This window comes from Francisella hispaniensis FSC454 (genome assembly GCF_001885235.1).
Taxonomy (GTDB): domain Bacteria; phylum Pseudomonadota; class Gammaproteobacteria; order Francisellales; family Francisellaceae; genus Francisella; species Francisella hispaniensis.
In genome coordinates this window covers 1,119,494-1,143,403 of sequence record NZ_CP018093.1, presented here as the reverse complement: position 1 = coordinate 1,143,403, position 23,910 = coordinate 1,119,494, and the positions used below count along the sequence as shown (strand labels likewise).

Here is a 23,910-nt window from a genome sequence, read left to right as displayed (position 1 = left end):
TTCATATGCACCTTAATAATTTTAAGATAGCATTTTTAACAATTTTCAGTATATTACTAATAAGTTGTTCTGATTCAACTAAAAGTAAAACTGGTACAACTAGTAGAGATAATATGTCTGAAATTCGTCTTGCTATGATGCAGCCACCAAGAACAGGTCTATCACCGTTGTCAGATGATGCATTCAAGCTATCACGTTGGAGTACAGCAGAAACTTTGGTTAATTTAAATGATCAATCGATAGCTGAACCAATGCTAGCAAGGAAATGGGAACAAATAAATCCTTTAACATGGCTCTTTAGTATTCGTAAAGATGTTAAATTTCATGATGGATCAGAACTTGATGCCCACGCAGTAGTGAATTCATTACAAAAAGCTCTTGATGCTGCACCTAAACCACGTATCTTAGATGGTATTAATTGGAAGGTTAAGGTAGTTGATGACTTTACTGTTGAAATTCAAACAACTTTTAATGATCCTCTATTGCCAAGTCGTTTATCTAGTCCACAATTAGCTATTTTAGCTAGTAAAGCATACAAGGATGATGGTCGTGTAATCCCTATAGAAGCAGGTACAGGACCATTTGTTTTAACTGATATTAATGGTCAAATTAGTGCTAAATTAAAACGCTTTGATAGTTATTGGGGAGAAAAAGCTAAGATTAACAATATATTCGCTGAGTATGTTCCAAATGGGTTTGCTCGAGCATCAGCACTTCGTACAAATAAAGCTGATGTAGTAGAAGCAGTCCCTGTATCTCAATTAGCAATGATTGATTCTTCTAAACTTCACGAAGTAGCAATGCCTCGAACTAATACACTTTACCTGAATAATAAATCTAAAGCGTTTAGCCAAATTGGTCTACGTAAAGCAGTGGCTAAAGCTATTAATTCAAAACAGATAATAAATATAGTTTATGAAAACCATGCTGATTTAGCTAAGGGTTTATTAGGTCCTGCATTAGCATGGGCAGAACCAATTCGAGAACAGAATCCAAGAGTTGATAATATTAAACAAGAACATGCTAGTGGTGAAAGAATTACCATTGGTACTTTTACTGACCGAGCAGAGTTACCAGAAGTTGCAGTATTACTCAAACAACAGCTTGAAGCAGTTAGCTTTGTTGTTGAGCTTGATGTACGTGAATATGCACAAATTGAAAAAGATGCGTTAGCTGGTAAATTTGATGCATTCTTATTATCACGCGCTACAGTTCTTGATTCTGGTGATCCTGTGGCATATATGCAAAGTGATTTTAGTTGTAATGGTTCATTTAATCTTAGTCAATTTTGTTCTGAAGATGTAGATATCGCTCTAAAACATGCAGATAGTCAACCTCTAGGTGACTTGCGCCAGAAGGCTATAATTGAAGCAGAAAATAAAATTCTTGAACAATATGCAGCTATTCCTCTATTACATGAACGCGTGATTCAAGGCGAAAATAATAGAGTTAAAAATGTTCAACGTGATCCACGAGAACGTCGATTAATTGATCAATTTACTGAGATAAATAATTAAATGACTTGGTTATCACGCTTATTATCACTTTGTTTTATTGTTATGCTAGTGAGTTTAATGCCTGATATTGCTGGTATTGATCCTGCACAAGCTATTTTGCGTGCACGTTCAGGTGTTCAACAGTTAATGACAAATGAAGCTCTTCAGGCAGTTCGTGATGATCTAGAGCTAGGTCAAAATGCAATGGAGCGTTTATGGGATCGGTTAATACATATATGTCATGGAGACTTAGGGACTTCTTGGGTCGATGGTTCTTCTGTCATGCAGAGTATCTTGAATGCAGCTAAAATATCATTATTGCTAATGGGATGCTCACTTGTTATAACATTTATACTAACTTTTATTAGTGTTTTATATACATTTAACCAATGGCAACAAAATAGAATCAGTAATAACCATAATAGTTTAAGCTCAATATTAGTTTCTTTACCTGAATATGTAATTGCTTCTTTATTAATTTTAATATTTTCAATATGGTTAGGATGGTTTCCACCATATGGATGGCAAACAATACAAAATCTTTGGCTTCCAAGTTTAGCATTAGCACTACCAGCTGGTGGTCTTTTTAGTCGTCTACTCAATGATAGTCTAAAACGTGTATTAAATGAACCTTGGATAATTACATGGCTATCTGCCAATATTAGCAAAATAAAAATTATGCGTTTTGCTTTACTTCGAGCTATTAGTAGCTTGGTTCCTCAAATTGCTATGATTGTAATTGGTTTAACTGGCGGAGCAGTAGCGGTTGAAAAAGTTTTTGCTATCCCTGGAATAGGTAGCTTGATTTTAGCCGCTACTAAATCACAGGACTTACCGTTACTTCAAGGTGGTTTATTAGCATTACTAATATTCTCAATTTTAATTAGTTGCATAGGAATTATGCTACAGCGTTGGCTATTGAGTCATAGCACTACCAGTGGGAAGCTAATCAGTAACCATCCTAAATTCTCTTTTACTAAAAGTAGGATAAAGATAATAATTAGCCTCATGATATTTATGTCTCTAGCAATTTGTGCAATTTCAGGATCCTTAAGAGATTCCTATTCAACCCAGTTTACACGCTTAGCTAGTCCAAGTTTGGCAGCACCATTTGGTGCTGATGCTATAGGGAGAGATTTATTAGCACGTATAGGTTCAGGCATGTTATCAACATTAAAAGTAGGGTTTATAGCTACATTTTTAAGTTTTATTATTGGTTTAATATTGGGCTTTGTAACTAAATTTAGTCAAGGTTTAATTGAAATAACAAAAGGGATTCCATATATCGTTGCAGGTTTATTAATTGCTGGTCTAACCAGTATGAGTCCAAATAGTGCTCTAATTGCAATTGTTGTAGTGTCATGGGCTCCACTAGCTACTCATTGTGCTAGTTTAGTGTTAGAAGCAAAAGCTCAGCCATACCATACACATACTTAGCTCCTACATGGGGAACAAATAGATTAAAAATATTATACTACTATTTATTGCCATATATATTGCCGCCTCTAATTAGACATGCTTTACTTCGGTTACCAGTTATTACTTTAAGCTTATCTTCCCTTAATTTTATAGGAATAGGCACGAAACCACCAAGTCCTGAATGGGGATTATTGATATCTGAAAATCTACCCTATATTGAGCGCTCACCACAAGGAGTATTATTACCAATATTGGGTCTAGTACTCGTAACTATTGCGATAAACCTTTTATTCGATGACTAAATCTCAAAAAACTACTGTTTTATTATCTACTACAACTAGCACAAATACCATGCACTTCAAAATTCCAACCTGTTACTAAAAACGACTCTTTTTCTCTTAATTCATCTGTTATATTTAAATTAATTAAGTTTACTTCTTTAGTTATTCCACACTTATTACAAATGATGATTTGTGTCCCTTCATGCTTATGTTGAATATCACAAGCTATATATGCACTAATACTTTCTACTCTGTGAATAAATCCATGCTTAGACCAAAAATCTATAGCTCTATATACAGTTGGAGGATTTATTTGTTTTTTTTCTGAAAGAATTTCTAAAATATCATAAGCGCTTAGGGGAGTATCTTGACTAAAAATAGTTTCAAGTACTTGCTCTCGAGGTTTAGTAAATCTGTACTTATTTTTTTCACAAAATTCTTTAGCTGTTTGTATATTTTTATTCATTAATAGAAGTCAAAATTTATATTAATTTACTTAGCAAATTATAACTTATTTTTTATCATTTAATAAACTGTTATATTGTAACACTTTTTATTTTTGTGTATTATTCTCTCTCAATAAATAATTTGATGATATGGAGTTCATAAATTTATGAAAAAGTTACCTGTTACAGTTTTATCCGGATTTTTAGGAGCTGGTAAGACTACTTTACTAAGCAATATCCTTAATAATGCTAATGGTCTTAAAATAGCTATGATTGTTAATGACATGAATGAGATCAATATCGATGCTGAGCTAATCAAAAATCATGACTCACATATATCAAAGACTCAAGCAAAAATGGTTGAGTTAAGTAATGGTTGTATCTGTTGCACTCTACGTGAAGACTTATTAATCGAAGTTGAACAATTAGCCAAGTCGCAAAAATATGATTATTTAATTATTGAAAGTACTGGTATCTCAGAACCATTACCTGTTGCGACAACTTTTGAGTTTAGAGATGAAGAGGGTAAGAGTCTTGCAGATGTCGCTTATATAGATACGATGGTTACTGTAGTAGATAGTATTAATTTTATGAAGCATTATAGTTCTTCAGAGTATCTAAAAAATACTAGTGAAAGCCTTGGGGAAAATGATGATAGGGCGATAGTTGATCTTATGGTCGAGCAAATAGAATTTGCTAATGTCATAATATTAAACAAAGTTGATGAGTGCTCGAAAGCAAAAAAAGAGACTGCCAAATCTATAATCAAAGGACTAAATATTGATGCTGAAATAATCGAAACAAATTTTTCAAAAGTTGATATAAATAAGATAATAAATACTAAGAAATTTAACTTAGAAGAGGCTGAAAATCATCCTTTATGGAGTAAAGAGCTATATAGTTTCAAAGAGCATGTACCAGAGACCGAAGAGTATGGTATTAGATCTTTTGTTTATCACTCTATAAATCCTTTTGATCCTACTAAGATAATGAATTTTTTTGATAATGTTGACTGGCCGGGAGTAGTTAGAGCTAAAGGTTTTTTCTGGTTAGCAACAAGACCTGATTACGTTGGCGAGGTTTCTCAAGCTGGTGCATTAGTCAGACATCAAGGCATGGGTATGTGGTGGGCTAGTATGGATAAAGATCAATGGCCAGATACGCCAGAATTTCAACAGATGCTGAAAGATCGTTGGAATGATATCAGTGGTGATAGAAGGCAAGAGATAGTCTTCATTGGTTTAAAAGATGAAATGGATGACAATCAAATCAAAGTAGCACTAGATGAATGCTTAATAAATGATTATTGGGATAATCCAGAAAAATATACCAATTTAGCAGATCCATTCCCTATTTGGTTTGAGTCAGATGATGAAGAGGTATAAATGATGAGTAATTTTCAATTAACAATTTTACTTGTAATTTTATTTGTAACGGCAATCTCTGGTATATTTCCTTTTGTAAAGAAAGCAAATAATCCAAATGGATTTCATTTTCTTATTGGTGAAGCTTTAGCAAGTGGAGTGTTTTTAGGTGCTGGTTTAATTCATATGCTGGGTGATTCAGCTGGAGATTTCACAGAGCTAAATATAGACTATCCATTTCCATTTTTGATAGCAGGGATAACTATTTTACTCTTTTTGTTGTTAGAACATATCGGTGGAGCATTATCAAAGAGCAATAAAGGTAACCTATCATTTATGGCTATAATGGCAACAATTATGTTATCAATTCATAGTTTCTTTGAAGGTGCAGCATTAGGTCTATCAGAAGAGTTAAGTGTAGCACTAGTAATATTCTTAGCAATTATTACACATAAATGGGCAGCAAGTTTTGCATTAGCTATAAATATAAATAAAACAAATATGAACTTTATAACTAGATTTATACTTTTTACAATATTTGTAATAATGACTCCACTAGGAATAGTCTTTGGACAAGCTGCACAAAATTATGTTACAAATCCTTATGTTGAGCCTACATTTACTGCTATAGCAGCAGGTACTTTTATATATATGGGGACTTTACATGGTTTAGATAGATCTGTACTTGTGAAAGATTGTTGTAATACTAAACAGTATAGCTTTGTAATTATTGGCTTTACAATTATGGCAGTAGTCGCTATTTGGACTTAGAAATTAATAATAATTTAGATTCTAATTACCATTATAATATTTATTTTCTTTGAAATTCTTACAATAATTAATTGTACCATGCTCTAATATTCCTGATTTAAGTTTATCATAACAACTTTGAGTAGGAGCAGTAACAGTCATCAACATACAGTTGCTAGGGTTATCATAGTTATTAGGAACTATATTACTTTGGAATAACTGATTTGGAAATTTGACTTTTAAGCCACTATGAGAGCCATACCAGTCAGTCATTTGATCACCAATAGACATTAACCAATATACATTTCTTTGCTCTGATAATGCTTGCCTAAATGAATCTTTATAAGCTACTTTGTCATTTGAAGTAGATGCACAAAGGCTATTTTCAATTGAACCTGACAAAAACACATATTTATCAATCTGATTATCTGTAAGATTGAGATTCTTTTTTAGCCATTTTGCAGTAGTAGTTGCTGAGGCAGTATTACAATACCTAGCTGTTATGAAATAGCAATCAACACCATCTTTAAAACATTGTTTTTTGACAAAGTCAGTAATATATGGTGTTGGTTTAGTACCTTTGCTATCATAATCATCATTAAAAGAAGTTAACTCAAGAGTATTATCTATATCAAACATAATATCAGGATGTTTGCCATTTTTTTCTATAGTTTTAATAAAGCCAATTTGCTTAAACTCACTTATTAGGTTATTTAGGTTATCAACTAATTTTTTTGCATTTTTTGCATATTGAGAATCATGATTATAATCATATCCATTTTTACTATTCATATACTTTAAAACATCAGAGTTTTTTGTTATGTTTGCAACACATTTCTTTGCATTTTCTGGTAATTTAAATGTATCACCATATTGCTCATCAAAAGCATCTTCAAGCTGTGTAACTTTACTATAAAGCTCTAAAGGATTAACATCACTTTGATTATTTTTGTTAGAACATGCAGCAATTATTGTAGAACCTAAACTTAATAAAAAAATTGCTTTAATGGTATTTTTTAGCTTTTTCATATTTTTAGTCTCCTTAACTGTTTAATGAAATAAATCAAAAGCAAATACATACTAACCTAAAAAATCAAGAGATTAATTAGCTTTTATCAAATAAAAAAATATCAACGAAAGCCTATTTAAAAGATAGCAAATAAGTGTTACGATGTATCTTTTTATTGAGTTACATTAATGGAGTAAGTATTTTAAGAATACTTTCTGCAATCAGACTACCTCTACTTGTAGTCATATGTTGAGTATTTTGAGTTGAGTCGGCTAAGATTTTTTCTGCCCATTCATACATTTTTGTAACATCATTTTTGCTATATAAAAAAGTAGCAATTTCATAATTTAGAAATAGACTACGAATATCTAAATTTACTGAGCCTAACATTGCAACATTATCATCTATTAATACTGCCTTTGCATGGATCATATTCTTTGTAAAATGAACATCAATATCATTTGCTAGAAAATCTCTTATATAACTTGCTCTAGCTCGATCTGCTAATTGATGGTTAGATTTTTTAGGCGTAATAATTTTGACGTCTATACCTTTCTTTTTTGCTAATATAATTGAGTGGTATAGTTCGGCTGATGGTATTAGATATGGAGTTATTATCCAGAGCTTTTCTTTAGCTGAATTAATCGCTGTAATAAGTCCAGAATATAGCTGATCTTCTTTTAAGTCAGGTCCTGAAGGTATCACTTGAACAAAACCTTCCTCAGAAATTATATTTTCAACTTTAAATTCAAGTTCTTCATTTGTAGCAAAGTGCCAATCTGAACAAAAAACCTTAAGAAAATATACTAGCGATTCTCCTTGAATTTTGAAAAGAATATCATCCCACATTCCTTCATGTTCGATAGGAGACATATATTCATCACCAATATTCATACCACCACTGAATACTATTTTATTATCAAAAATATATATTTTTCTATGATTTCTGTAGTTAATATAGTTACGTAATGGATTTGATATTACCGGCATAAAAAATACAATTTGAGCACCTAATTTGCGTAATTTCTTGAATATTTTTCTATTATGACGATAAACATAGAAAGAGCCTAGTGAATCAATCATCATTTTAATTTCTACACCTTCAGCAGCTTTTTTTTCTAAAGCATTTATTACTAGCTTAGAAGTAGTATCATTTTTAAATACATATGTTTGGATATAAATATTTTGTTTAGCGGACTCAATAGCTTGGATAAAAGCTTGGTATGACTTAACTCCATCTGTATACATTTCAAAGGTATTTTTACTTGTCAGAGTTGGTAGATCCATATTCGTAAAAACATTGATTGTCTCAATTGGTAAATTTTTACAACTATCACTTCTATCTACGCAGAATAGCTCTAATGATGGCTGACTAATATTCATAGTTTCTTTTTGCCAAAAGCTACGTTTATCTTTACGCTGGAATATAAAGAAAAATGGAATTGCAATATATGGGATAAATAATATTGCTAAAAGCCAAGCTAAAATATTAGATGCTGATTTTTTGTCAACTATTAGCTTTAAAACGATAAATATTGTTAGCGCTTGACAGACAAATAAAACAATATTTGCCTCTAGAATATAAAGTAAACTAAGTAAGAAATTTTCCATTTATAATAACTTTAAGCTTATAACTATACTAGATTGTAGCACACAGATAATATTATTCTCGGTAGGTAACTAAAATTTTGTCTTAAATTAAGTTGTTACATTAGTGGTGAAAGTATTTTCATAATGCTTTCAACAACTAAACTACTACGTTTAGTCGGCAAGTGTGATGCATCTCTATCTGAATCCTTAATTATATTTTCTGCCCATTGATATAATTTATCTACTTGTTTGCGAGTATATATGAAGGTAGCAACTTCATAATTTAAAAATAGGCTACGATTATCTAGATTTACTGAGCCAAGTATCGCGATATTGGAGTCTACAAGTACAGCTTTTGCATGTAACATATTTTTTGTAAAATAAACCTCTATATTACACTCAAGTAAATCTCTAATGTAGCTAGATCTAGCACGATTAATTATCTTATGATCTGAATTTTTAGGAGTAATTACTTTAACATCAATACCTCTATATTTAGCAAGAAGTATAGCTTGGAGTAGATCAAGTGATGGAATCAAATAAGGTGTGATAATCCATAGTCTTTTTTGTGCAGAGTTAATTGCTGTAATCAAACCAGAGTAGAGCTGATTTTTTTGCATATCTGGACCTGATGGAACTACTTGCGTAAAACATTCATCTTGTATAGTATTTTCAATTTTGGGATTTAACTCCTCAGATGTAGCAAAATACCAATCCGAACAGAAAATTTTCAGGAAATAAACCAAAGATTGTCCTTCGATTTTAAAGAGTAAATCACTCCACATTCCATCATGAACTGAAGGTGACATATATTCATCACCAATATTCATACCACCACTAAATACTATTTTGTTATCAAAAATAAAAATTTTACGATGATTTCTATAATTAATGTAATTACGTAAAGGATTCGATATTACCGGCATAAAAAATACTACTTTGGCACCTAATTTACGCAAGTTTCTAAAAATTCTTTTGTTATGCCGATAGACATAAAAGGAGCCTAGAGAGTCTATCATTATTTTTATTTCAACACCTTCAGCAGCTCTTTTTTCTAAAGCTTTAATTACTAGCTTTGATGTTATATCATTTTTGATAATATATGTTTGAATATATATAGTTTCTTTTGCTGATAAGATAGCTTGAATAAAAGCTTTAAAAGATTCAGTACCATTGGTATATATTTCAAAAGTATTTTTTTGTGTAAGAGTAGGAAGTTCAAGATTTACAAAGGTTTTTATTACATCTATTGGTAATCCCTTATATTCACCTTTACTTAAACTAGCATTTGCTAAAGGTTCAGGCTCTATACTCATTGCGCCTTTTTGCCAAAGTTTACGTTTATCTTTACGCTGAAAGATAAAGAAAAATGGAATGGCGAAGTAAGGGATAAATAATATCGCTAAAATCCATGCAAGAATATTTGATGCTGATCTTTTATCAACAATTAATTTTAATACGATAAAAATTGTAAAAATTTGACAAACAAATAAAATCGTATTGGCTTCTAAGATATATATCAAATTTGACAAAAACTTTTCCATTACATTACTATTAAAAATAGAATGACCTTTAAAAAATTTTATCACACTTGCTAGTGTACTAGATAGAGATGTTTTGTGAAGTATTGCGTGTAAATATTAGGATAATAACAGAAGTAATAATCACTGCTAAAACTAAATATAAAGGTGTTAATATAAAACCTTTAGCGACACCTAAGCTTGCAAGAGCCAAAAAGACACCATTAAAAATAGCAAAACTAATATTATAACTAAAACCTAAACCACTAGCTCTCACCCCAGGACTAAAAAGGGTACTAGCATAGTTAGAAGCAACACCTACGACTAATCCCATAAAAATATTATTAATTAACATTATTAAAAAGTAAATATTTAGAGTTAGTAACAATACCATAATAAAAAAGACTTCCAAAAATCACTAAACCTATTGCACCGATAAAAAGTATACATAATGGTGTAAATTTATCAGCAAGAAAACCTGCTGGAATAGAAATTACAGAAAAAACAAATAGATTAATAAGTATTAGGCTCGAACTATTTGCTATATGATTTAGTTGGAAATATGTTGGCAAATAAAGTGAGAAAAATCCAACTACCATTGCAAAAATTGAAATAGATGCAATGGCTCTAACCGTTGCTAATTTTTCTGTTTTAAATAAATCAATAATTGGAACTTTATAATGAGTTTTTTCATTTAAGAATATTGCAGTCTCATGAATCTCTTTTCTAAAAAAATAACTGATAATCGCGGCAATACCTCCAAACATAAATGCTACACGCCAAGCATAGTCATCACTTAAAAAATGTGTAGTTACTATTTTAGTGATCTCTGCAAAAAATATACCAAAATTAATAAAGCAAAATATAACTCCACAAGCTAAGCCACCATATTTTAGTAATGATTCTTTGACAAATACTACAGCACTTGGAATTTCGCCACCAATTGCAGTACCTTGAATAATTCTTAATATTACAAATAATAGTGTTGAGGTTATACCAACCCTTTGATAAGAAGGTAATATAGCTATGATAAAAGCAGCTAGACCCATAAGAAGTATTGTTAGTAGGAAAGATTTTTTACGTCCATATTTATCACCAATATGTCCAAAAATAATCCCACCAAATGGTCTAGCAAAATATCCAACAGCAAAAACTGTAAATGCAGAAAGTGCTTGCAATGCTGGCGAGCCTTCTGCAGGAAAAAATGTTTTGCCAAGTACGATAGCAAACAATCCAAATATTACAAAGTCATAAAATTCTAACATTCCACCAATACTTGTAAGCAAAATCGTTTTAAAATCATCTTTTTTAAGCATCTTTAATTAAGTATAATTACACACAAATTGTCTTTATAATAGCTAATAAATTATAAAAAGCTAATAGTTTTAATATGATAAGAATTGAAAATGTTATTAAAAGAAAAGTTCAACAAGGGCAAAAGCTTTTACCTAATATCAAGAATATAATCTTAATTGCTTCTGGAAAAGGCGGCGTTGGTAAATCTACTGTAACAGCAAATCTAGCAGTTTGCTTTGCAAAGATGGGAGCAAAAGTCGGTATTTTAGATGCCGATATTTATGGTCCAAGTCAGCCAACATTATTTGATCTAAAACAAAACCCTAATACTACAGATAAGAAAAAGATTATTCCACTAGAACGTTACGGAGTAAAGATGATTTCTATCGGTAATTTGATAGATCCTGAGTCAGCAGTTATTTGGCGCGGTCCTATAGTATCACGAGCTTTGATGCAGCTTTTAAATGATACGGATTGGGGTGATATAGATTATTTATTTTTAGATTTACCCCCTGGAACAGGTGATATTCAGTTAACGATATCAAAAAATATGCCTGTTACAAGTGCTGTGATTGTTACAACTCCTCAGGATTTATCATTAATTGATGCTAGAAGGGCTTTAGCAATGTTCCAAAAAGTTGATATCAAGACTTTAGGTATAGTAGAGAATATGAGTTATTACGTTTGTCCTAAATGTGGTAATAATGATCATATCTTCGGTGAAGATGGTGCTCATCTGTTGTGTGGTAAAAATAATATTGAGTTTTTAGGTAGTTTACCTCTACATAAGGATATTCGTGAGAATGCTGATAATGGTAAACCTTATGTTAGTCTAGACAAGGATGATAGTATTAATACAAGTTATATGACTGTAGCTGAAAATATTTTAAATCAAATTGAGAAATTACCTAAGGCAAGTAGTTTAGATTCTATTGGTGTTAAATTAGAAAATTAAGAGAGAAATAATAGTAATGACTATAAAATCAGATAAGTGGATAAAAAAAATGTCTCAAGAGCATAATATGATAGAACCTTTTGAGGCAGGTCAAGTAAAAGTTATCAATAACCAAAAAATTGTTTCTTATGGAACTTCAAGTTATGGATATGATGTACGATGTGCAGATGAGTTTAAAATATTTACAAATATAAATTCTTCAATAGTTGATCCTAAAAATTTTAATGATAAAAATTTTGTCGATTTCAAAGGTGATGTTTGTATAATTCCTCCAAACTCTTTTGCTCTGGCGCGTACAGTTGAGAAATTCAAAATCCCAAGAGATACTCTAGTAGTATGCTTAGGTAAATCTACCTATGCAAGATGTGGAATTATAGTAAATGTGACTCCTCTTGAACCAGAATGGGAAGGCTATGTGACACTAGAGTTCTCAAACACAACTCCATTACCTGCAAAAATTTATGCAAATGAGGGCGTTGCTCAAATGTTATTTTTCCAGTCAGATGAAGAATGTGAAACTTCTTATGCTGATAAAGGCGGTAAATACCAAGGTCAAGTTGGTGTTACATTACCTAAATGCTAAAGTTTTTTTAAAATTTATTATTAATTCTACCAGTAATAGCTTGGAAAGCTTTTAAGTCAAACATTTGTAAACTAGCAAATACATAATCAAAAATATCAGCTTGAATTTTCTCATAGTTAACCCAGTTGGTGTCATTTGTAAATATATATAACTCAACAGGTAAGCCAAACTGTGTCGGCTGAAGCTCCCTAATTAAGAATGTCAAACCTAAATGTATTTTTGGATGATTACGGAAATAATTTTCAATATAAGCACGAAATAGACTAATATTAGTAAGTTTTTCATTATCTTTAGCTTTGATAAAATCAGCTAAAAGAGTTTCTTTACTCAGTCTTTCTAGAAGTTCTTGATCACAGAATTTGATCGTATCTATATCTATATTTATTGAGCGCTTAATCCGACGACCACCTGTTTCTACCATACCACGCCAATTTTGAACACTATGAGTAGTTAGCGTATAAGTTGGTATCATCGATATAGTTTTATCAAAATTACGGATTTTCACTGTATTAATAGATACATCCATAACAGTACCATCAACATTAGCAGATGGGATAGTAATCCAATCTCCGACTCTTACTAAATCAAGAGCGGCTACTTGAACATTTGTTACAAAGCCTAAGATTGTATCTTTGAATACTAGCATTAGAACTGCTGATAATGCTCCTAATCAAGTTAAAAAGGCAATAGGAGATTTATTTAACAATAATGATATTACTAAGATAAAACCAATTATGTATAATACAATCTTGATTACTTGAGCATAGCTACGTAATGAATGATTTTTAAAATAAGCAAGATTCTCAAGATAGTCAAAAAGAGCATCTACAAAACATACTAAAAATAAGATTATAGTGATAGTTATATAAATTTGTAATAGTAACTGTAAACCAGTGACTAAATATTGTGTCCAAAGATAATCATTATCAGTAGCAAAACCTATTATAACATAAGCAAATATACCTGGAATAATATGAGATAACTTGACAAAAAACTTATATTCCAATAGATATTTTCCTAGCATAGAATTACTTTTATCAAAGAATTTTTTAGCAATCAAAACTATATATTTTGATGCTAATCTATTAACAATAAATGATATTAATAGTACTATTAATATAATAGTTAAGCAGCTTAAAGTTACAGCTAATCCATGGTTATTAATAATATCAAAATAGTATTTTTTTAGTAATGACATTATATTTTATATTACCTTTAAGTTAGATATTGTTATTATAAAACAAAATAATTATTGAATTTATTGTAACGAATTATCACTAGAAGTTGATGTTTGAGATATATTTTTACTTGGTAATAAAGCAGCAATTTGAGTAATCATATTATTTACTAGCTGACCTTCAAGATATGAATATATTCTATTAGCTTCGTTATTCTGTGCAAGCTGTGTACCAGAATTAGATTGCCAGAATTGTTGAGCATTTATTGATTTATTTGGTATTACAGGAGTCTTATCATCAGGCTTGACAACATTATAAGTTGCTGTATATATGAGCTGGAAAGTATTATTTGATGCACCACCAACAATACTTGTTAATTGAGACTCTTTTTTAACATCTTGTATATTTATAATATAGTCAGAAGATTTTTCATCATTAACAACAATTGTATTGTAGTTTGTCAGATTACGTCTTAATGCATTAGCAAAATTAGCAAAATTATCAGCTTTAATATAAATTTTAGTACCAACTAAACTATCGAAGTTACCTGCATTACCATCACTCAAGACTCCACGAGGATGAAACCCACAGCTAACAAGCAATACAACTGATAAAATAAACAAAAATATAGTATAGATATATCTTACTCTCATCATATTTTCACCTTATTTAATTACAATATTAATAAGTTTTTGAGGAACATAAATTACTTTAACAATTTGTTTATCATCTATAAATGATTTGACATGTTGATCAGCTAAGACCACTTCTTCAATTTGATTTGGAGATAATGAAGCATCTAATTCTAGCTTAGCTTTTAACTTACCGTTAATCTGTACTACTAAAAGGAATTCATCTGTTACTAGAGCATTATTATCAACTGTTGGGAAACTAGTATGAAGTATATCTTCTCCTAGATTTAGTTGTTGCCATAGATAATGACATAAATGTGGAGTAAATGGTGCTAATACTCTTAGTAAAATACTAAATCCTTCAACTTTAACACTTTCAGAAAGGTTATTATAGTTATTGAGAGTATTTAAAATTTTCATACAAGCAGATACTACAGTATTAAACTGACTCTTATCAAAATCAAAAATAGCTTGCTTTAGGTTAGAGTGTATTTCAAAACGTGCTTTTTTATCTTCTTTTATAAGTTTTTGAGACTCTAGCGCTATATTTTTGGTAAATATATCTTTATTTAGTTCAGCATAATTAAAAACTTTGCGCAGAAACTTATTTGCTCCTTCGACACCTGTTTCAGACCATTCAAGCGATTGTTCAGGCGGTGCAGCAAACATACTAAATAACCTTACAGTATCAGCTCCATATTTATCAATAAGCTCTTGAGGATCTACTGTGTTACCTTTAGACTTAGACATTTTAGCACCATCTTTTAATACCATTCCTTGTGTAAGAAGGTTATTAAAAGGTTCATCAGATTTTACTAAACCTTGATCTCTCATTAATTTATGGAAGAACCTTGCATATAATAAATGCATAATAGCATGCTCAATACCTCCAATATATTTATCAACTGGTAACCAATAGTTAGCTTCTTGGTCAAGCATCTGATTAGCAGTAGGGCAAGTATATCTTGCATAATACCAAGATGACTCAAAAAATGTATCAAATGTATCAGTTTCACGCTTTGCTGGTTTACCACATTTTGGACAAGCTACATTTATAAACTCCGGAATATCTTTAAGTGGCGAGCCTGCTTCTGTTAAGGTTACATCAGTAGGCAATATTACTGGTAAGTTGTCTTCTTTTTCTGGTACAGCTCCACAATCGTCACAATGAATCATAGGAATAGGGCAACCCCAATATCTTTGACGTGAAATACCCCAATCATGAATTCTAAAATTAGTAGTTTCATAACCTTTAACTTGCTCTATAAGGTATTTCTTAATAGCTTGATAAGCATTTTTGAAGTTTAGACCATCAAATTCACCTGAGTTAATCAAAATACCTTTTTCTGTGAAAGCTTGTTTTTCTAAATCAATTTTTAGCTTTTTATCATTAGACTCTATAACTTGTTTTAATGGTATATTATATTTTTGTGCAAATTCCCAATCTCTTTGATCATGAGCTGGTACAGACATAACCGCACCAGAACCATATCCCATAAGCACAAAATTAGCCACCCAAACGTCTATAGTTTCACCAGAAATAGGATGAATTACTTTGATAGATGTCTTAAATCCTTTTTTTTCTTGAGTAGCAAGATCAGCTTCCATGGTTGATGTTTTTTTACACTCTTCGATAAATGCTGCTAACTGAGAATTAGTTTTAGCTTCTTCAAGAGCAAGAGGGTGCTCGGGCGCAATACCAAGATAACTAACTCCCATAAGAGTATCAGGACGAGTTGTAAAAACTTCTATTTCTTGATTAGAGTCTTTAATCTTAAACTTAACTGTTAAACCTTTGGATTTACCAATCCAGTTAGTTTGCATAGTTTTAACAGCCTCTGGCCAGCCATCTAATTTAGTAATATCTTGTAAAAGCTCATCCGCATAATCTGTAATTTTTAAAAACCATTGAGGAATTTCTTTTTTTTCAACTAATGCACCAGATCTCCAACCTCTACCATCAATAACTTGTTCATTTGCTAAAACTGTTTGATCAACTGGATCCCAGTTAACAACTGAATTTTTACGATATGCTAACCCTTTTTTGTATAGCTGAATAAAAAACCATTGCTCCCATTTATAATAATCTTCGTCACAAGTTGCAATTTCTCTTGACCAATCAAAACTAATGCCTAGAGAGTCAAATTGTGATCTCATGTAAGCAATATTACTTTTTGTCCATTCATATGGTGATTTTTTATGCTTGATTGCAGCGTTTTCTGCAGGCAGACCAAAAGCATCCCAACCCATAGGATGAAGGACATTTTTGCCTTGCATTTTTTGGTATCTAGCTATGACATCACCTATCGTGTAATTTCTTACATGTCCCATGTGTAGAGTACCACTTGGATAGGGTAACATTGATAGACAATAAAATTTTTGTTTATTTTTATCTTCTATTGTTTTAAAAGAATCATTTTTACGCCAATAGTCTTGTGTCGATTTTTCTATATCACTAAAATTATATTCATTCATTTGAAATTAAGACCTAGATTAAGATTACAGTTATAAAATATGCTAGTAATTTTAAGTGAAAATATCATAAATATCTAGATGTACCACTGCTTAAAAACTACTTTTCTAATTTAGTACTAGCAATAATTTTTTAAAAGACTTATCAAATTCTTTTTTCAAGAGTTTATATTGTTCTGATTGTCTATCTTCAAAAGTTAAAAAAGCTTTTTTAATTATATATTGCTGTTCTACAATACTTTCTCCTTCTTTATTTATATATGCTTTTATATTTAAATCCATCCATGGCGTTGATAGTGTTGAATTCAATTTATCTATACCATTAATCTTTGTATTGAAGATATATTTTTTTATCACAGTAATAGGAGGACCTATATATATATCATTTACACTATCTTCTGGAACACTAGTATAATTACTATCTAATAATAATACTTTTCCTACATTACTTATCAAATATGGATTATCAACTATATATTCGAATGAAAAATCTATATTTTTGACTATCCTAGAATTTAAATCTGGAATAATAGATTTAATTCTTTGAGATTTAGCAATATTTTCTCCTTCAGAAAAATTGCTATATATAGCATTTTCAATAATATCTTTACTCGTAAATAGTCCCAATCCTGTAAACATAATAGCCGCTTCTTTCTCAAGAGTAATATTCTTTTTAACATAAATAAGATCTTGCTCTAAATCAAATTTAGATACTGAAACTATTTTAGATTTTTTATAATCAATATCAGGAATTTGAGTAAAAATAAAACCTTTAGGATCTAGAATTAATGCTTTACGATTAGCTATGTCAGGAAATAATCCATTTGTCATACTAATATTATTAGTTGGATCAATCCAATACTCTTTTCCATCAGATCCTTTAACATATACTGTTGCATGATTAAAATTATTAATACTAGGTAGGGTTTTATCAGAATATTCTTCAATTATCTCGCCTCTAGTTACTAGAGCAAATCTGGCAGATAATCCTAAATACCTTAAACTAGCAATTGTTAACAAAGAATAGTCTTTACAGTCACCATAGCCAGTATCAATAATCTCTTCCATCGTTCTTGGATAAATACCAGCATCAACTTTTTTCCAATCTCCTAGGTATGTTATCTTATCCTGAACCAGGCTTGTTACATTATCTATAATTTCTATATCAGTTTTTAGTTTCTGTTGTTTTAATGCTTGTAAATCATCCAAAAGTTCATCAGGGATTTTTTGATGTATAAGATTTTCATATTTAGTTGCTAGTATTTTATTTATTTTCTCATATGTCTTATCTGTAGATATACTAACCCAGGTTTGCTTTTTAGAGCTTAAAATACTATTTCCTGGTTCATTAATAGTGACGCTGTTAATTGGTTTTAGAAGCTTAATATTGTAATAATAAGTTTCATCCTTTATAAAAAATTTTAAATCTAAAACGCCAAAAGGGTCATTAGCCGATATGTATAAAGGAATTTTAGATTTAATAGTAGTTATTGAATTTTTTAGAAGAATATCACTCCCATAATACAAAGTTGTTGAGAAATGATTATTTAACGTTGGCTTCTCTATTATGTCATGATATTTTATTTTAATCTTGCTTCCAGCCTGAATTTTTTTAAAAGGAATAGAGATCTGGCGTGTATTTGTAAAGCCACTTATTTCACTAGCAAGATTTTTATCTTCAATTAAACTTTTATCAACTTCATATTTCTTGTTATCATTTTCAATACTTGCATCGATTACCTTAAGTTTTTCAAAACCTTCAAGGTAATATAATTGAACTAGTTTATAATAATTTCTAGCATTTTCATCGATAATATTTATTTGTTCGTCTACAGTCCAATCAACTTTATAATTTTTATCTATTAAAATATTATTATTAAAATATTCATAGTTTGCATTCATATCTTCATTTTTGGCAAAATTAGCAAATGATACATTAACATATAAAATAGAAAATAAGATATTTACTAAGATAGTTTTAATTTCTCTCATTATTTATTTTTTAATATTTTTTAGGAAAAGAATATTACCCCAGGATAAAATATAAAACATTTTCACAGCAGAAATTAAATTCTTACTTTTAAAGACTGATATTATTGAATAAAACAATTTTTCGTAAGTGAGATTTTTTAGTTCTTAGCTTTTGAATACAAATTATTATCATATATTAGCTTCATTGCTTCTATATTACCATTTTGAGCAGCTTTATTAAGCCAGAAAAAAGCTTTTTCCAGATTAGTCTCAATATAGTATGGTTGATTATCAGCTAGATAAGATTTTCCTAAGAAGAACATAGCTTCAACATTATCAATTTCAGCAGATAACGTTAGATATTTATTTGCTTTTTTCATTAAGTTTTTAGTTTTGTAAATATATGCAAGTGCTAAGTATGCATTAGCACGATAGTGACGTGGTTGTTTATTATTATTTTTATCAAGAAAAACATCAAAATATTTTATTGCCAAGTCTAAATCTTGCTTAACACCAATTCCATAAGTATAAAATATGCCTAAAAAATATGGAGAAGTAGGGCAGCCTTTTTTGTATAAGGCTATAAAAGCCTTAGCAGAGCCGCTATAATCACTATTTCTGTAAAGAGAATATGCCTTATTATATTCATTTGAAATACAAGCATATGATAGTTGCATACTTAAAGCTAAAAATATAAAAACTGCCACTAAAATAATTTTATTTTTAAAGTTTTGCATAAGTATTTTCATTCGATAAATCTTAATAGCATAAATGATTACATATATACTTAAGTATTGTCAATATTATACTCTAGCAAATTAAATATATTTTTAAATTAATTTTCAGACATCCATGTTTCTAAGATCACACAGGCTGCCAAAGCATCTACTTTTATATGTGATACTTTTTTACTTTTTACTTCTTCTAAACGCCATCTTGCTTCACGAGTAGAATATGCTTCGTTAATAAGATGAACATTTCTTTTATAGCGTTCTTTAACTTCTTTAGCAAAATCTTTGGCAGCCTTAGTAATATCTGTTTCAAAATCTTGAGTATCTAATGGTAAACCAACAATAATATCAGAAGGATTCCAGCGTTTGATAATTTTATCAAGCTCAATCCAGTTAGGAACACCATCATAAGCTTCAACAGTGCCTATAGGGGTTGCAGTCTTAGTAATCATTTGACCACTAGCTATACCAATACGTGCTTTACCATAATCGATAGCTATAAGTGACCGAAACATTTTAGCAATTACCTGTATTTCTATTAAATAATATATCAAGACTTTGCAAAGTGTAGCCAGCATGTTCTAGATGATTTTGCCACTTTACTTTATTTTCATGGTTAAACAAAATTTTCTTACTAAGTTTATTTGTTACGATCCAATCATTTGATTTAATTTCATCTGTAAGTTGATTGGCAGTCCAGCAACTATAACCAACAACTGGTAAAAAATATTCTGGCAAAATATTATTGGCAATATCCTCTAATATATCCATAGAAGCTGTAATAGCTAAACCTTCATCTAATTTTATGGTTGAGCTATAATTACGACCATTTGTAGTATGCAATATCATAATTTTATGTGGACTTATTGGACCACCCATATAAAGAGGGTATTCTAAAATTTCTTCAAAAGTATTATTATGAGGTATATGTAACTCTTCAAAAACATCTCTTAATTTATCTACGAGAGGTTTATTTATTATTAATCCCATAGCACCATGGCGGTCATTTTGACATAGATAAACAACAGATTTAGTAAACACTACATCATCTTTTATTAGCGGCGTTGCTAATAAAATTTCACTTTTATGATTTTGATACATATTATATTTTCTTAGTACTAATTTACTTTTTTACAAAAATGGCACATATTAATGCCGCAGTGGCGATAATTTTAGATGAACATAAAGATAAAGTCTACATAAGTCTAAGACAAAAATTTCAAACTTATAGTGATTATTGGGAATTCCCTGGTGGTAAAGTGGAAAAAAATGAAACCTTTGAAGAATGCGTTAAAAGGGAAATTTATGAGGAAGTCGGTATAACTGCTAATAATATTAAATCTTACATAACTAAAAAACATATCAATAAAGACAATATAGAAGTAAGTATAAATTTTTTTATCGTTGATGATTATGAGGGCGTTCCTTATTCAAAAGAAAACCAACAATTAAAACTTGTCAAAATTTCTGAACTTAATAATTTTAAATTTTTACCTGCAAGTTTAGAAATAATCAAAATGCTACAACAAGATTATTCAAAATAATTAATCAAAAAAATAATCATTATTAAAAATCAAAATTAAATACTAGTAGCAGGGCTTTTATCCACAAGAGCAAACTATCTTTTTTGCACATTTAGATAATTTAACATAATATATATTATACGAATGTTTATAATATTGTTAACAAAGTTTAATACTTCACAAAACTATTGATTTTAATAGTTTTCAACCAGATATTTGATAAATTAAATATTTATATACTTGTGCTCAAGTTTAAGATTATTTGTTGAATTAAAATTTATAACTGTTGTATCATCATTAAGTTCTGTCTTGACAATAAAATTCATATCTTTGTTTTTTTTGTAAAGTCGATTAATAAAATTTTTCTTACAATTATTTTCCAAAAGTCTGATTTCTTGACCAGCTATTATTTCTAAATCTTTCCAAGCATTTTTTACTAAAACTTTAATATCTTGGTCAAAAATCCTATTTAGAACATGCTCTAAATTTACCTCTTGTAATGAATCTTTATTATCTGAATTATAATTTGACTTAATTATTGATAACAATGTCCTCATTTTTTGATTTTCTTTTATGACGCAGTATCTTCTAGACATATTAGATTCTCCTTAGTGTTATATAAAGTTACTAACATAAACAAAAACAGATTGATAATATGATCAAAAAACACTATTGCTATTAAATGTAGTTTATTCTTTTTCATCATCTCATAATCCATTTTTTAAAACTTACCTATTTATAATAAAAACTTTATATAAAAAATACTCACAAAGAAGAATCTCTTGTTAGTATGTCGCTCATAAAATAATAGCATTATGAACATGTCTTTATAATAACCATTAAAAAAAATGAAAAAATAGACTTGTAAAATAGCATAAATTACTCTCAATATTAGAAAATATGAGTTTTTTAAATTATAAGAAATTCTTATAGTAAAAATCTTGATTTATAAAATAATTGCTAATATTTACTCAAAAGTATTGAAAATAGTTACTTTAATTGTATTTTAGCTATATTTTTTATTAGAATATTTTGCTAATTTAATAACCAACTGCTATAAAAATCCACGTAAATACTTTATGATCATATATAAATTATCATAATAAATATTTACAAGCTCCTAATTAAAATTTATATATTTGCTAGATAATTTATTTTGTCTTTTTACTTATATTTTTGACCATATTCTAACCATATTCTAATATAAATAATAAAACTAAAGTCGCTGTAAAATGACTAAGATAGCTTTAATTTACACCGCTGATCTAATTTTTTTGCAGCTATAACTGACAAAAGTTATTATATGAAAATGTGCCTCAAACCTAAGCATAATGAATTTTATCTGTACTCACAGTTTAGTAAGCTTATTAATTAATTTTCTTGTGACAAACCAAATGATACTGAAATTATAAAAGAAGTTTATAAGTATTAAAAACTATATAATTATTGTGTTAATCTTGTGAAGATATTGAATTTGTTATAATTGTCATATAAGTACACTAATTAGTATATTGATTGAACCAAATAACTTCGAAATAAAGAGGTTTAATCAATTATAGCTAATTTGCTGTGTATCTATTATAACATTTATTGCTGAAACTAAACCATCAATAGTAAATATTTCTAAATCAATATTTAGCAAATTCATTATGTCTGAAGTTAAATAATTTGTTATGAATTTATTATTAGCCTTGTCATCACCTATACCAAACTTATGTTTCTCCCCTGCCCTATTTATTATTAGTCTTATTATATTATCATCAATATTGATCATAATTTTTTCTCTTAGAGATTTGTTGTTATATAGTTCAATAAAACATAAGCAAATTATTAAGTAAATATAATATTTAGTTTTGACTTTACCAGTACCAATAACTATTAACTCTCTATTCTCAATAAATGTTAATAGAGTTTCATTGAGTTGATTTTCTAAATTTATTATACTATATAGATACTTTTCATCTTTTGATGACAATTCACAAGATAACTTTTTGATAAATGAGTTTCTGATAAATGAATACTCATCACGTGTGTCTATATGGTTTTTATAGTTATTTCTAATATATTCCTCAAATAATTCTATAACAATAGCTGCGGGACTTTGATTTATATCAATTTTATTCTTTTTGTTTGCTATGTGACTTCGTGTTAGCATTTTTTTGTATGATACATCTTGAGCAATACCCAATATTCCAATTACATTCTGTCGTTTATCTAAAATAGGAATTTTTTCAGTTTTTATCCATAAAAAATTTTTTCCATTGCATATTAAATATTCGGATATATGATTTCTTTTATTATTTGTGACAAATAAATCATCATTTCTAAAAGCACTTGCTTGTTTTTTACCCCAATTAAAATCAATATCACTTTTACCAAGAGCTTCTTGAAGAGTAATATTACTTAAATTACAAATATTATTACTCAAAAATACATACTTAGAATTTATATTCTTCAAATATACAAAAATTTCATTACTAGAAATATTAGCTATTGCTTTAAATGCCGGTGAAAATATATACTCGCTCATATCATTATGCATCATAGTTCCTTAAAATGTTTCTTTTAAAATTGTTCATAAGCAATTTCATACCACCGTATTAATGACTTACAGTATATGAGTAATCCTTGGTATTACTTTAGACTTTTCTATAACAGGATATATACAGCACATATTTACAAGTATACCGTCTG

Annotated in this window: 20 protein-coding genes and 2 pseudogenes; 8 read left to right on the top strand and 14 right to left on the bottom strand. The window is 29.3% G+C overall.

Annotated features, from left to right (window positions below):
• Nucleotides 1–113: 113 nt before the first annotated feature.
• Genes FSC454_RS05605 through FSC454_RS10230 form a run of 3 tightly spaced genes read left to right on the top strand, consistent with a single transcriptional unit; the run spans nucleotide 114 to nucleotide 3,217 of the window.
• Nucleotides 114–1,517, top strand: a complete 1,404-nt coding sequence (locus FSC454_RS05605) for an ABC transporter substrate-binding protein (RefSeq protein WP_208600930.1) — start codon at nucleotides 114–116, stop codon at nucleotides 1,515–1,517.
• A complete protein-coding gene (locus tag FSC454_RS05600) occupies nucleotides 1,518–2,933 on the top strand; it encodes an ABC transporter permease subunit (protein WP_208600929.1) in 1,416 nt (471 codons plus the stop codon).
• Nucleotides 2,934–2,980: 47 nt separating this feature from the next.
• The gene (locus FSC454_RS10230) at nucleotides 2,981–3,217 is read left to right on the top strand and encodes a hypothetical protein (protein ID WP_425268605.1); all 237 of its coding nucleotides are present in this window, start codon (nucleotides 2,981–2,983) and stop codon (nucleotides 3,215–3,217) included.
• A 22-nt stretch (nucleotides 3,218–3,239) separates the two neighbouring features.
• Here FSC454_RS10230 and FSC454_RS05595 read toward each other — a convergent pair whose 3' ends face one another.
• Nucleotides 3,240–3,662 (bottom strand): Fur family transcriptional regulator, encoded by a 423-nt coding sequence (locus FSC454_RS05595; protein WP_066047448.1) that lies wholly within the window; start codon nucleotides 3,660–3,662, stop codon nucleotides 3,240–3,242.
• 147 nt (nucleotides 3,663–3,809) lie between these two features.
• On the opposite strand from FSC454_RS05595, the gene FSC454_RS05590 reads away from it, so the two are divergent.
• Together FSC454_RS05590 and FSC454_RS05585 are read left to right on the top strand one after the other, a co-directional pair.
• A complete protein-coding gene (locus tag FSC454_RS05590) occupies nucleotides 3,810–5,027 on the top strand; it encodes a GTP-binding protein (RefSeq protein WP_066047445.1) in 1,218 nt (405 codons plus the stop codon).
• A 3-nt stretch (nucleotides 5,028–5,030) separates the two neighbouring features.
• The gene (locus FSC454_RS05585; RefSeq protein ID WP_066047464.1) at nucleotides 5,031–5,777 is read left to right on the top strand and encodes a ZIP family metal transporter; all 747 of its coding nucleotides are present in this window, start codon (nucleotides 5,031–5,033) and stop codon (nucleotides 5,775–5,777) included.
• A gap of 21 nt (nucleotides 5,778–5,798) precedes the next feature.
• On the opposite strand, the gene FSC454_RS05580 is transcribed toward FSC454_RS05585, so the two are convergent.
• The 4 genes and pseudogenes from FSC454_RS05580 to FSC454_RS05565 all read right to left on the bottom strand — a co-directional run bounded on the left by FSC454_RS05580 (nucleotide 5,799) and on the right by FSC454_RS05565 (nucleotide 11,191).
• Entirely contained in the window at nucleotides 5,799–6,785 is a 987-nt protein-coding gene (locus FSC454_RS05580; RefSeq protein WP_071794805.1) for an HAD family hydrolase, read from the bottom strand.
• Between the two features lie 160 nt (nucleotides 6,786–6,945).
• Entirely contained in the window at nucleotides 6,946–8,376 is a 1,431-nt protein-coding gene (cls, locus tag FSC454_RS05575) for a cardiolipin synthase (protein WP_066047439.1), read from the bottom strand.
• A gap of 95 nt (nucleotides 8,377–8,471) precedes the next feature.
• Nucleotides 8,472–9,899, bottom strand: a complete 1,428-nt coding sequence (gene cls / locus FSC454_RS05570) for a cardiolipin synthase (RefSeq protein ID WP_066047436.1) — start codon at nucleotides 9,897–9,899, stop codon at nucleotides 8,472–8,474.
• A 58-nt stretch (nucleotides 9,900–9,957) separates the two neighbouring features.
• Nucleotides 9,958–11,191 (bottom strand): annotated as a pseudogene (locus tag FSC454_RS05565) (MFS transporter).
• Between the two features lie 74 nt (nucleotides 11,192–11,265).
• On the opposite strand from FSC454_RS05565, the gene FSC454_RS05560 reads away from it, so the two are divergent.
• Nucleotides 11,266–12,126, top strand: a complete 861-nt coding sequence (locus FSC454_RS05560; protein ID WP_156470929.1) for an Mrp/NBP35 family ATP-binding protein — start codon at nucleotides 11,266–11,268, stop codon at nucleotides 12,124–12,126.
• Between the two features lie 16 nt (nucleotides 12,127–12,142).
• On the top strand, nucleotides 12,143–12,709 hold the full coding sequence (dcd, locus tag FSC454_RS05555) for a dCTP deaminase (protein WP_003016296.1): 567 nt from the start codon (nucleotides 12,143–12,145) through the stop codon (nucleotides 12,707–12,709).
• A gap of 7 nt (nucleotides 12,710–12,716) precedes the next feature.
• On the opposite strand, the pseudogene FSC454_RS05550 reads toward dcd, so the two are convergent.
• From FSC454_RS05550 to FSC454_RS05520, 7 genes and pseudogenes are all read right to left on the bottom strand, one after another.
• Nucleotides 12,717–13,907, bottom strand: a pseudogene (locus FSC454_RS05550) (mechanosensitive ion channel family protein).
• A gap of 60 nt (nucleotides 13,908–13,967) precedes the next feature.
• Complete coding sequence (locus tag FSC454_RS05545; protein WP_082810709.1) at nucleotides 13,968–14,543, bottom strand: LPS-assembly lipoprotein LptE; 576 nt, start codon at nucleotides 14,541–14,543, stop codon at nucleotides 13,968–13,970.
• 9 nt (nucleotides 14,544–14,552) lie between these two features.
• Nucleotides 14,553–16,994 carry a leucine--tRNA ligase gene (leuS, locus tag FSC454_RS05540; RefSeq protein ID WP_066047473.1) on the bottom strand — a complete coding sequence of 814 codons (2,442 nt, stop codon included), beginning with the start codon at nucleotides 16,992–16,994 and terminating at the stop codon, nucleotides 14,553–14,555.
• Between the two features lie 105 nt (nucleotides 16,995–17,099).
• Nucleotides 17,100–18,983 carry a DUF3857 domain-containing transglutaminase family protein gene (locus FSC454_RS05535; protein WP_071794804.1) on the bottom strand — a complete coding sequence of 628 codons (1,884 nt, stop codon included), beginning with the start codon at nucleotides 18,981–18,983 and terminating at the stop codon, nucleotides 17,100–17,102.
• A gap of 137 nt (nucleotides 18,984–19,120) precedes the next feature.
• Complete coding sequence (locus tag FSC454_RS05530) at nucleotides 19,121–19,699, bottom strand: tetratricopeptide repeat protein (protein ID WP_066044913.1); 579 nt, start codon at nucleotides 19,697–19,699, stop codon at nucleotides 19,121–19,123.
• A 98-nt stretch (nucleotides 19,700–19,797) separates the two neighbouring features.
• Entirely contained in the window at nucleotides 19,798–20,208 is a 411-nt protein-coding gene (ruvX, locus tag FSC454_RS05525) for a Holliday junction resolvase RuvX (protein WP_066044910.1), read from the bottom strand.
• A 1-nt stretch (nucleotide 20,209) separates the two neighbouring features.
• Nucleotides 20,210–20,794, bottom strand: a complete 585-nt coding sequence (locus tag FSC454_RS05520; protein ID WP_014548224.1) for a YqgE/AlgH family protein — start codon at nucleotides 20,792–20,794, stop codon at nucleotides 20,210–20,212.
• 38 nt (nucleotides 20,795–20,832) lie between these two features.
• On the opposite strand from FSC454_RS05520, the gene FSC454_RS05515 reads away from it, so the two are divergent.
• Nucleotides 20,833–21,237: a (deoxy)nucleoside triphosphate pyrophosphohydrolase gene (locus FSC454_RS05515; RefSeq protein ID WP_066044912.1), complete on the top strand. Its 405-nt coding sequence runs from the start codon at nucleotides 20,833–20,835 to the stop codon at nucleotides 21,235–21,237.
• Nucleotides 21,238–21,440: 203 nt separating this feature from the next.
• On the opposite strand, the gene FSC454_RS05510 is transcribed toward FSC454_RS05515, so the two are convergent.
• Entirely contained in the window at nucleotides 21,441–21,812 is a 372-nt protein-coding gene (locus FSC454_RS05510) for a hypothetical protein (RefSeq protein WP_014548226.1), read from the bottom strand.
• Nucleotides 21,813–22,765: 953 nt separating this feature from the next.
• Nucleotides 22,766–23,746 carry a diguanylate cyclase gene (locus FSC454_RS05505; RefSeq protein ID WP_244148251.1) on the bottom strand — a complete coding sequence of 327 codons (981 nt, stop codon included), beginning with the start codon at nucleotides 23,744–23,746 and terminating at the stop codon, nucleotides 22,766–22,768.
• Between the last annotated feature and the right edge of the window lie 164 nt (nucleotides 23,747–23,910).

Bases quoted from the DNA above. Each gene is read 5' to 3' on its own strand.
- FSC454_RS05535 (WP_071794804.1), bottom strand. From the start codon at position 18,983: ATGAGAGAAATTAAAACTATCTTAGTAAATATCTTATTTTCTATTTTA.
- leuS (WP_066047473.1), bottom strand. From the start codon at position 16,994: ATGAATGAATATAATTTTAGTGATATAGAAAAATCGACACAAGACTAT.
- cls (WP_066047439.1), bottom strand. From the start codon at position 8,376: ATGGAAAATTTCTTACTTAGTTTACTTTATATTCTAGAGGCAAATATT.
- FSC454_RS05545 (WP_082810709.1), bottom strand. From the start codon at position 14,543: ATGATGAGAGTAAGATATATCTATACTATATTTTTGTTTATTTTATCA.
- FSC454_RS05530 (WP_066044913.1), bottom strand. From the start codon at position 19,699: ATGCAAAACTTTAAAAATAAAATTATTTTAGTGGCAGTTTTTATATTT.
- FSC454_RS05585 (WP_066047464.1), top strand. From the start codon at position 5,031: ATGAGTAATTTTCAATTAACAATTTTACTTGTAATTTTATTTGTAACG.
- FSC454_RS05510 (WP_014548226.1), bottom strand. From the start codon at position 21,812: ATGTCTAGAAGATACTGCGTCATAAAAGAAAATCAAAAAATGAGGACA.
- FSC454_RS05505 (WP_244148251.1), bottom strand. From the start codon at position 23,746: ATGAGCGAGTATATATTTTCACCGGCATTTAAAGCAATAGCTAATATT.
- dcd (WP_003016296.1), top strand. From the start codon at position 12,143: ATGACTATAAAATCAGATAAGTGGATAAAAAAAATGTCTCAAGAGCAT.
- FSC454_RS05580 (WP_071794805.1), bottom strand. From the start codon at position 6,785: ATGAAAAAGCTAAAAAATACCATTAAAGCAATTTTTTTATTAAGTTTA.
- cls (WP_066047436.1), bottom strand. From the start codon at position 9,899: ATGGAAAAGTTTTTGTCAAATTTGATATATATCTTAGAAGCCAATACG.
- FSC454_RS05520 (WP_014548224.1), bottom strand. From the start codon at position 20,794: ATGTATCAAAATCATAAAAGTGAAATTTTATTAGCAACGCCGCTAATA.
- FSC454_RS05560 (WP_156470929.1), top strand. From the start codon at position 11,266: ATGATAAGAATTGAAAATGTTATTAAAAGAAAAGTTCAACAAGGGCAA.
- FSC454_RS05605 (WP_208600930.1), top strand. From the start codon at position 114: ATGTCTGAAATTCGTCTTGCTATGATGCAGCCACCAAGAACAGGTCTA.
- FSC454_RS05595 (WP_066047448.1), bottom strand. From the start codon at position 3,662: ATGAATAAAAATATACAAACAGCTAAAGAATTTTGTGAAAAAAATAAG.
- FSC454_RS05600 (WP_208600929.1), top strand. From the start codon at position 1,518: ATGACTTGGTTATCACGCTTATTATCACTTTGTTTTATTGTTATGCTA.
- FSC454_RS05590 (WP_066047445.1), top strand. From the start codon at position 3,810: ATGAAAAAGTTACCTGTTACAGTTTTATCCGGATTTTTAGGAGCTGGT.
- FSC454_RS05515 (WP_066044912.1), top strand. From the start codon at position 20,833: ATGGCACATATTAATGCCGCAGTGGCGATAATTTTAGATGAACATAAA.
- ruvX (WP_066044910.1), bottom strand. From the start codon at position 20,208: ATGTTTCGGTCACTTATAGCTATCGATTATGGTAAAGCACGTATTGGT.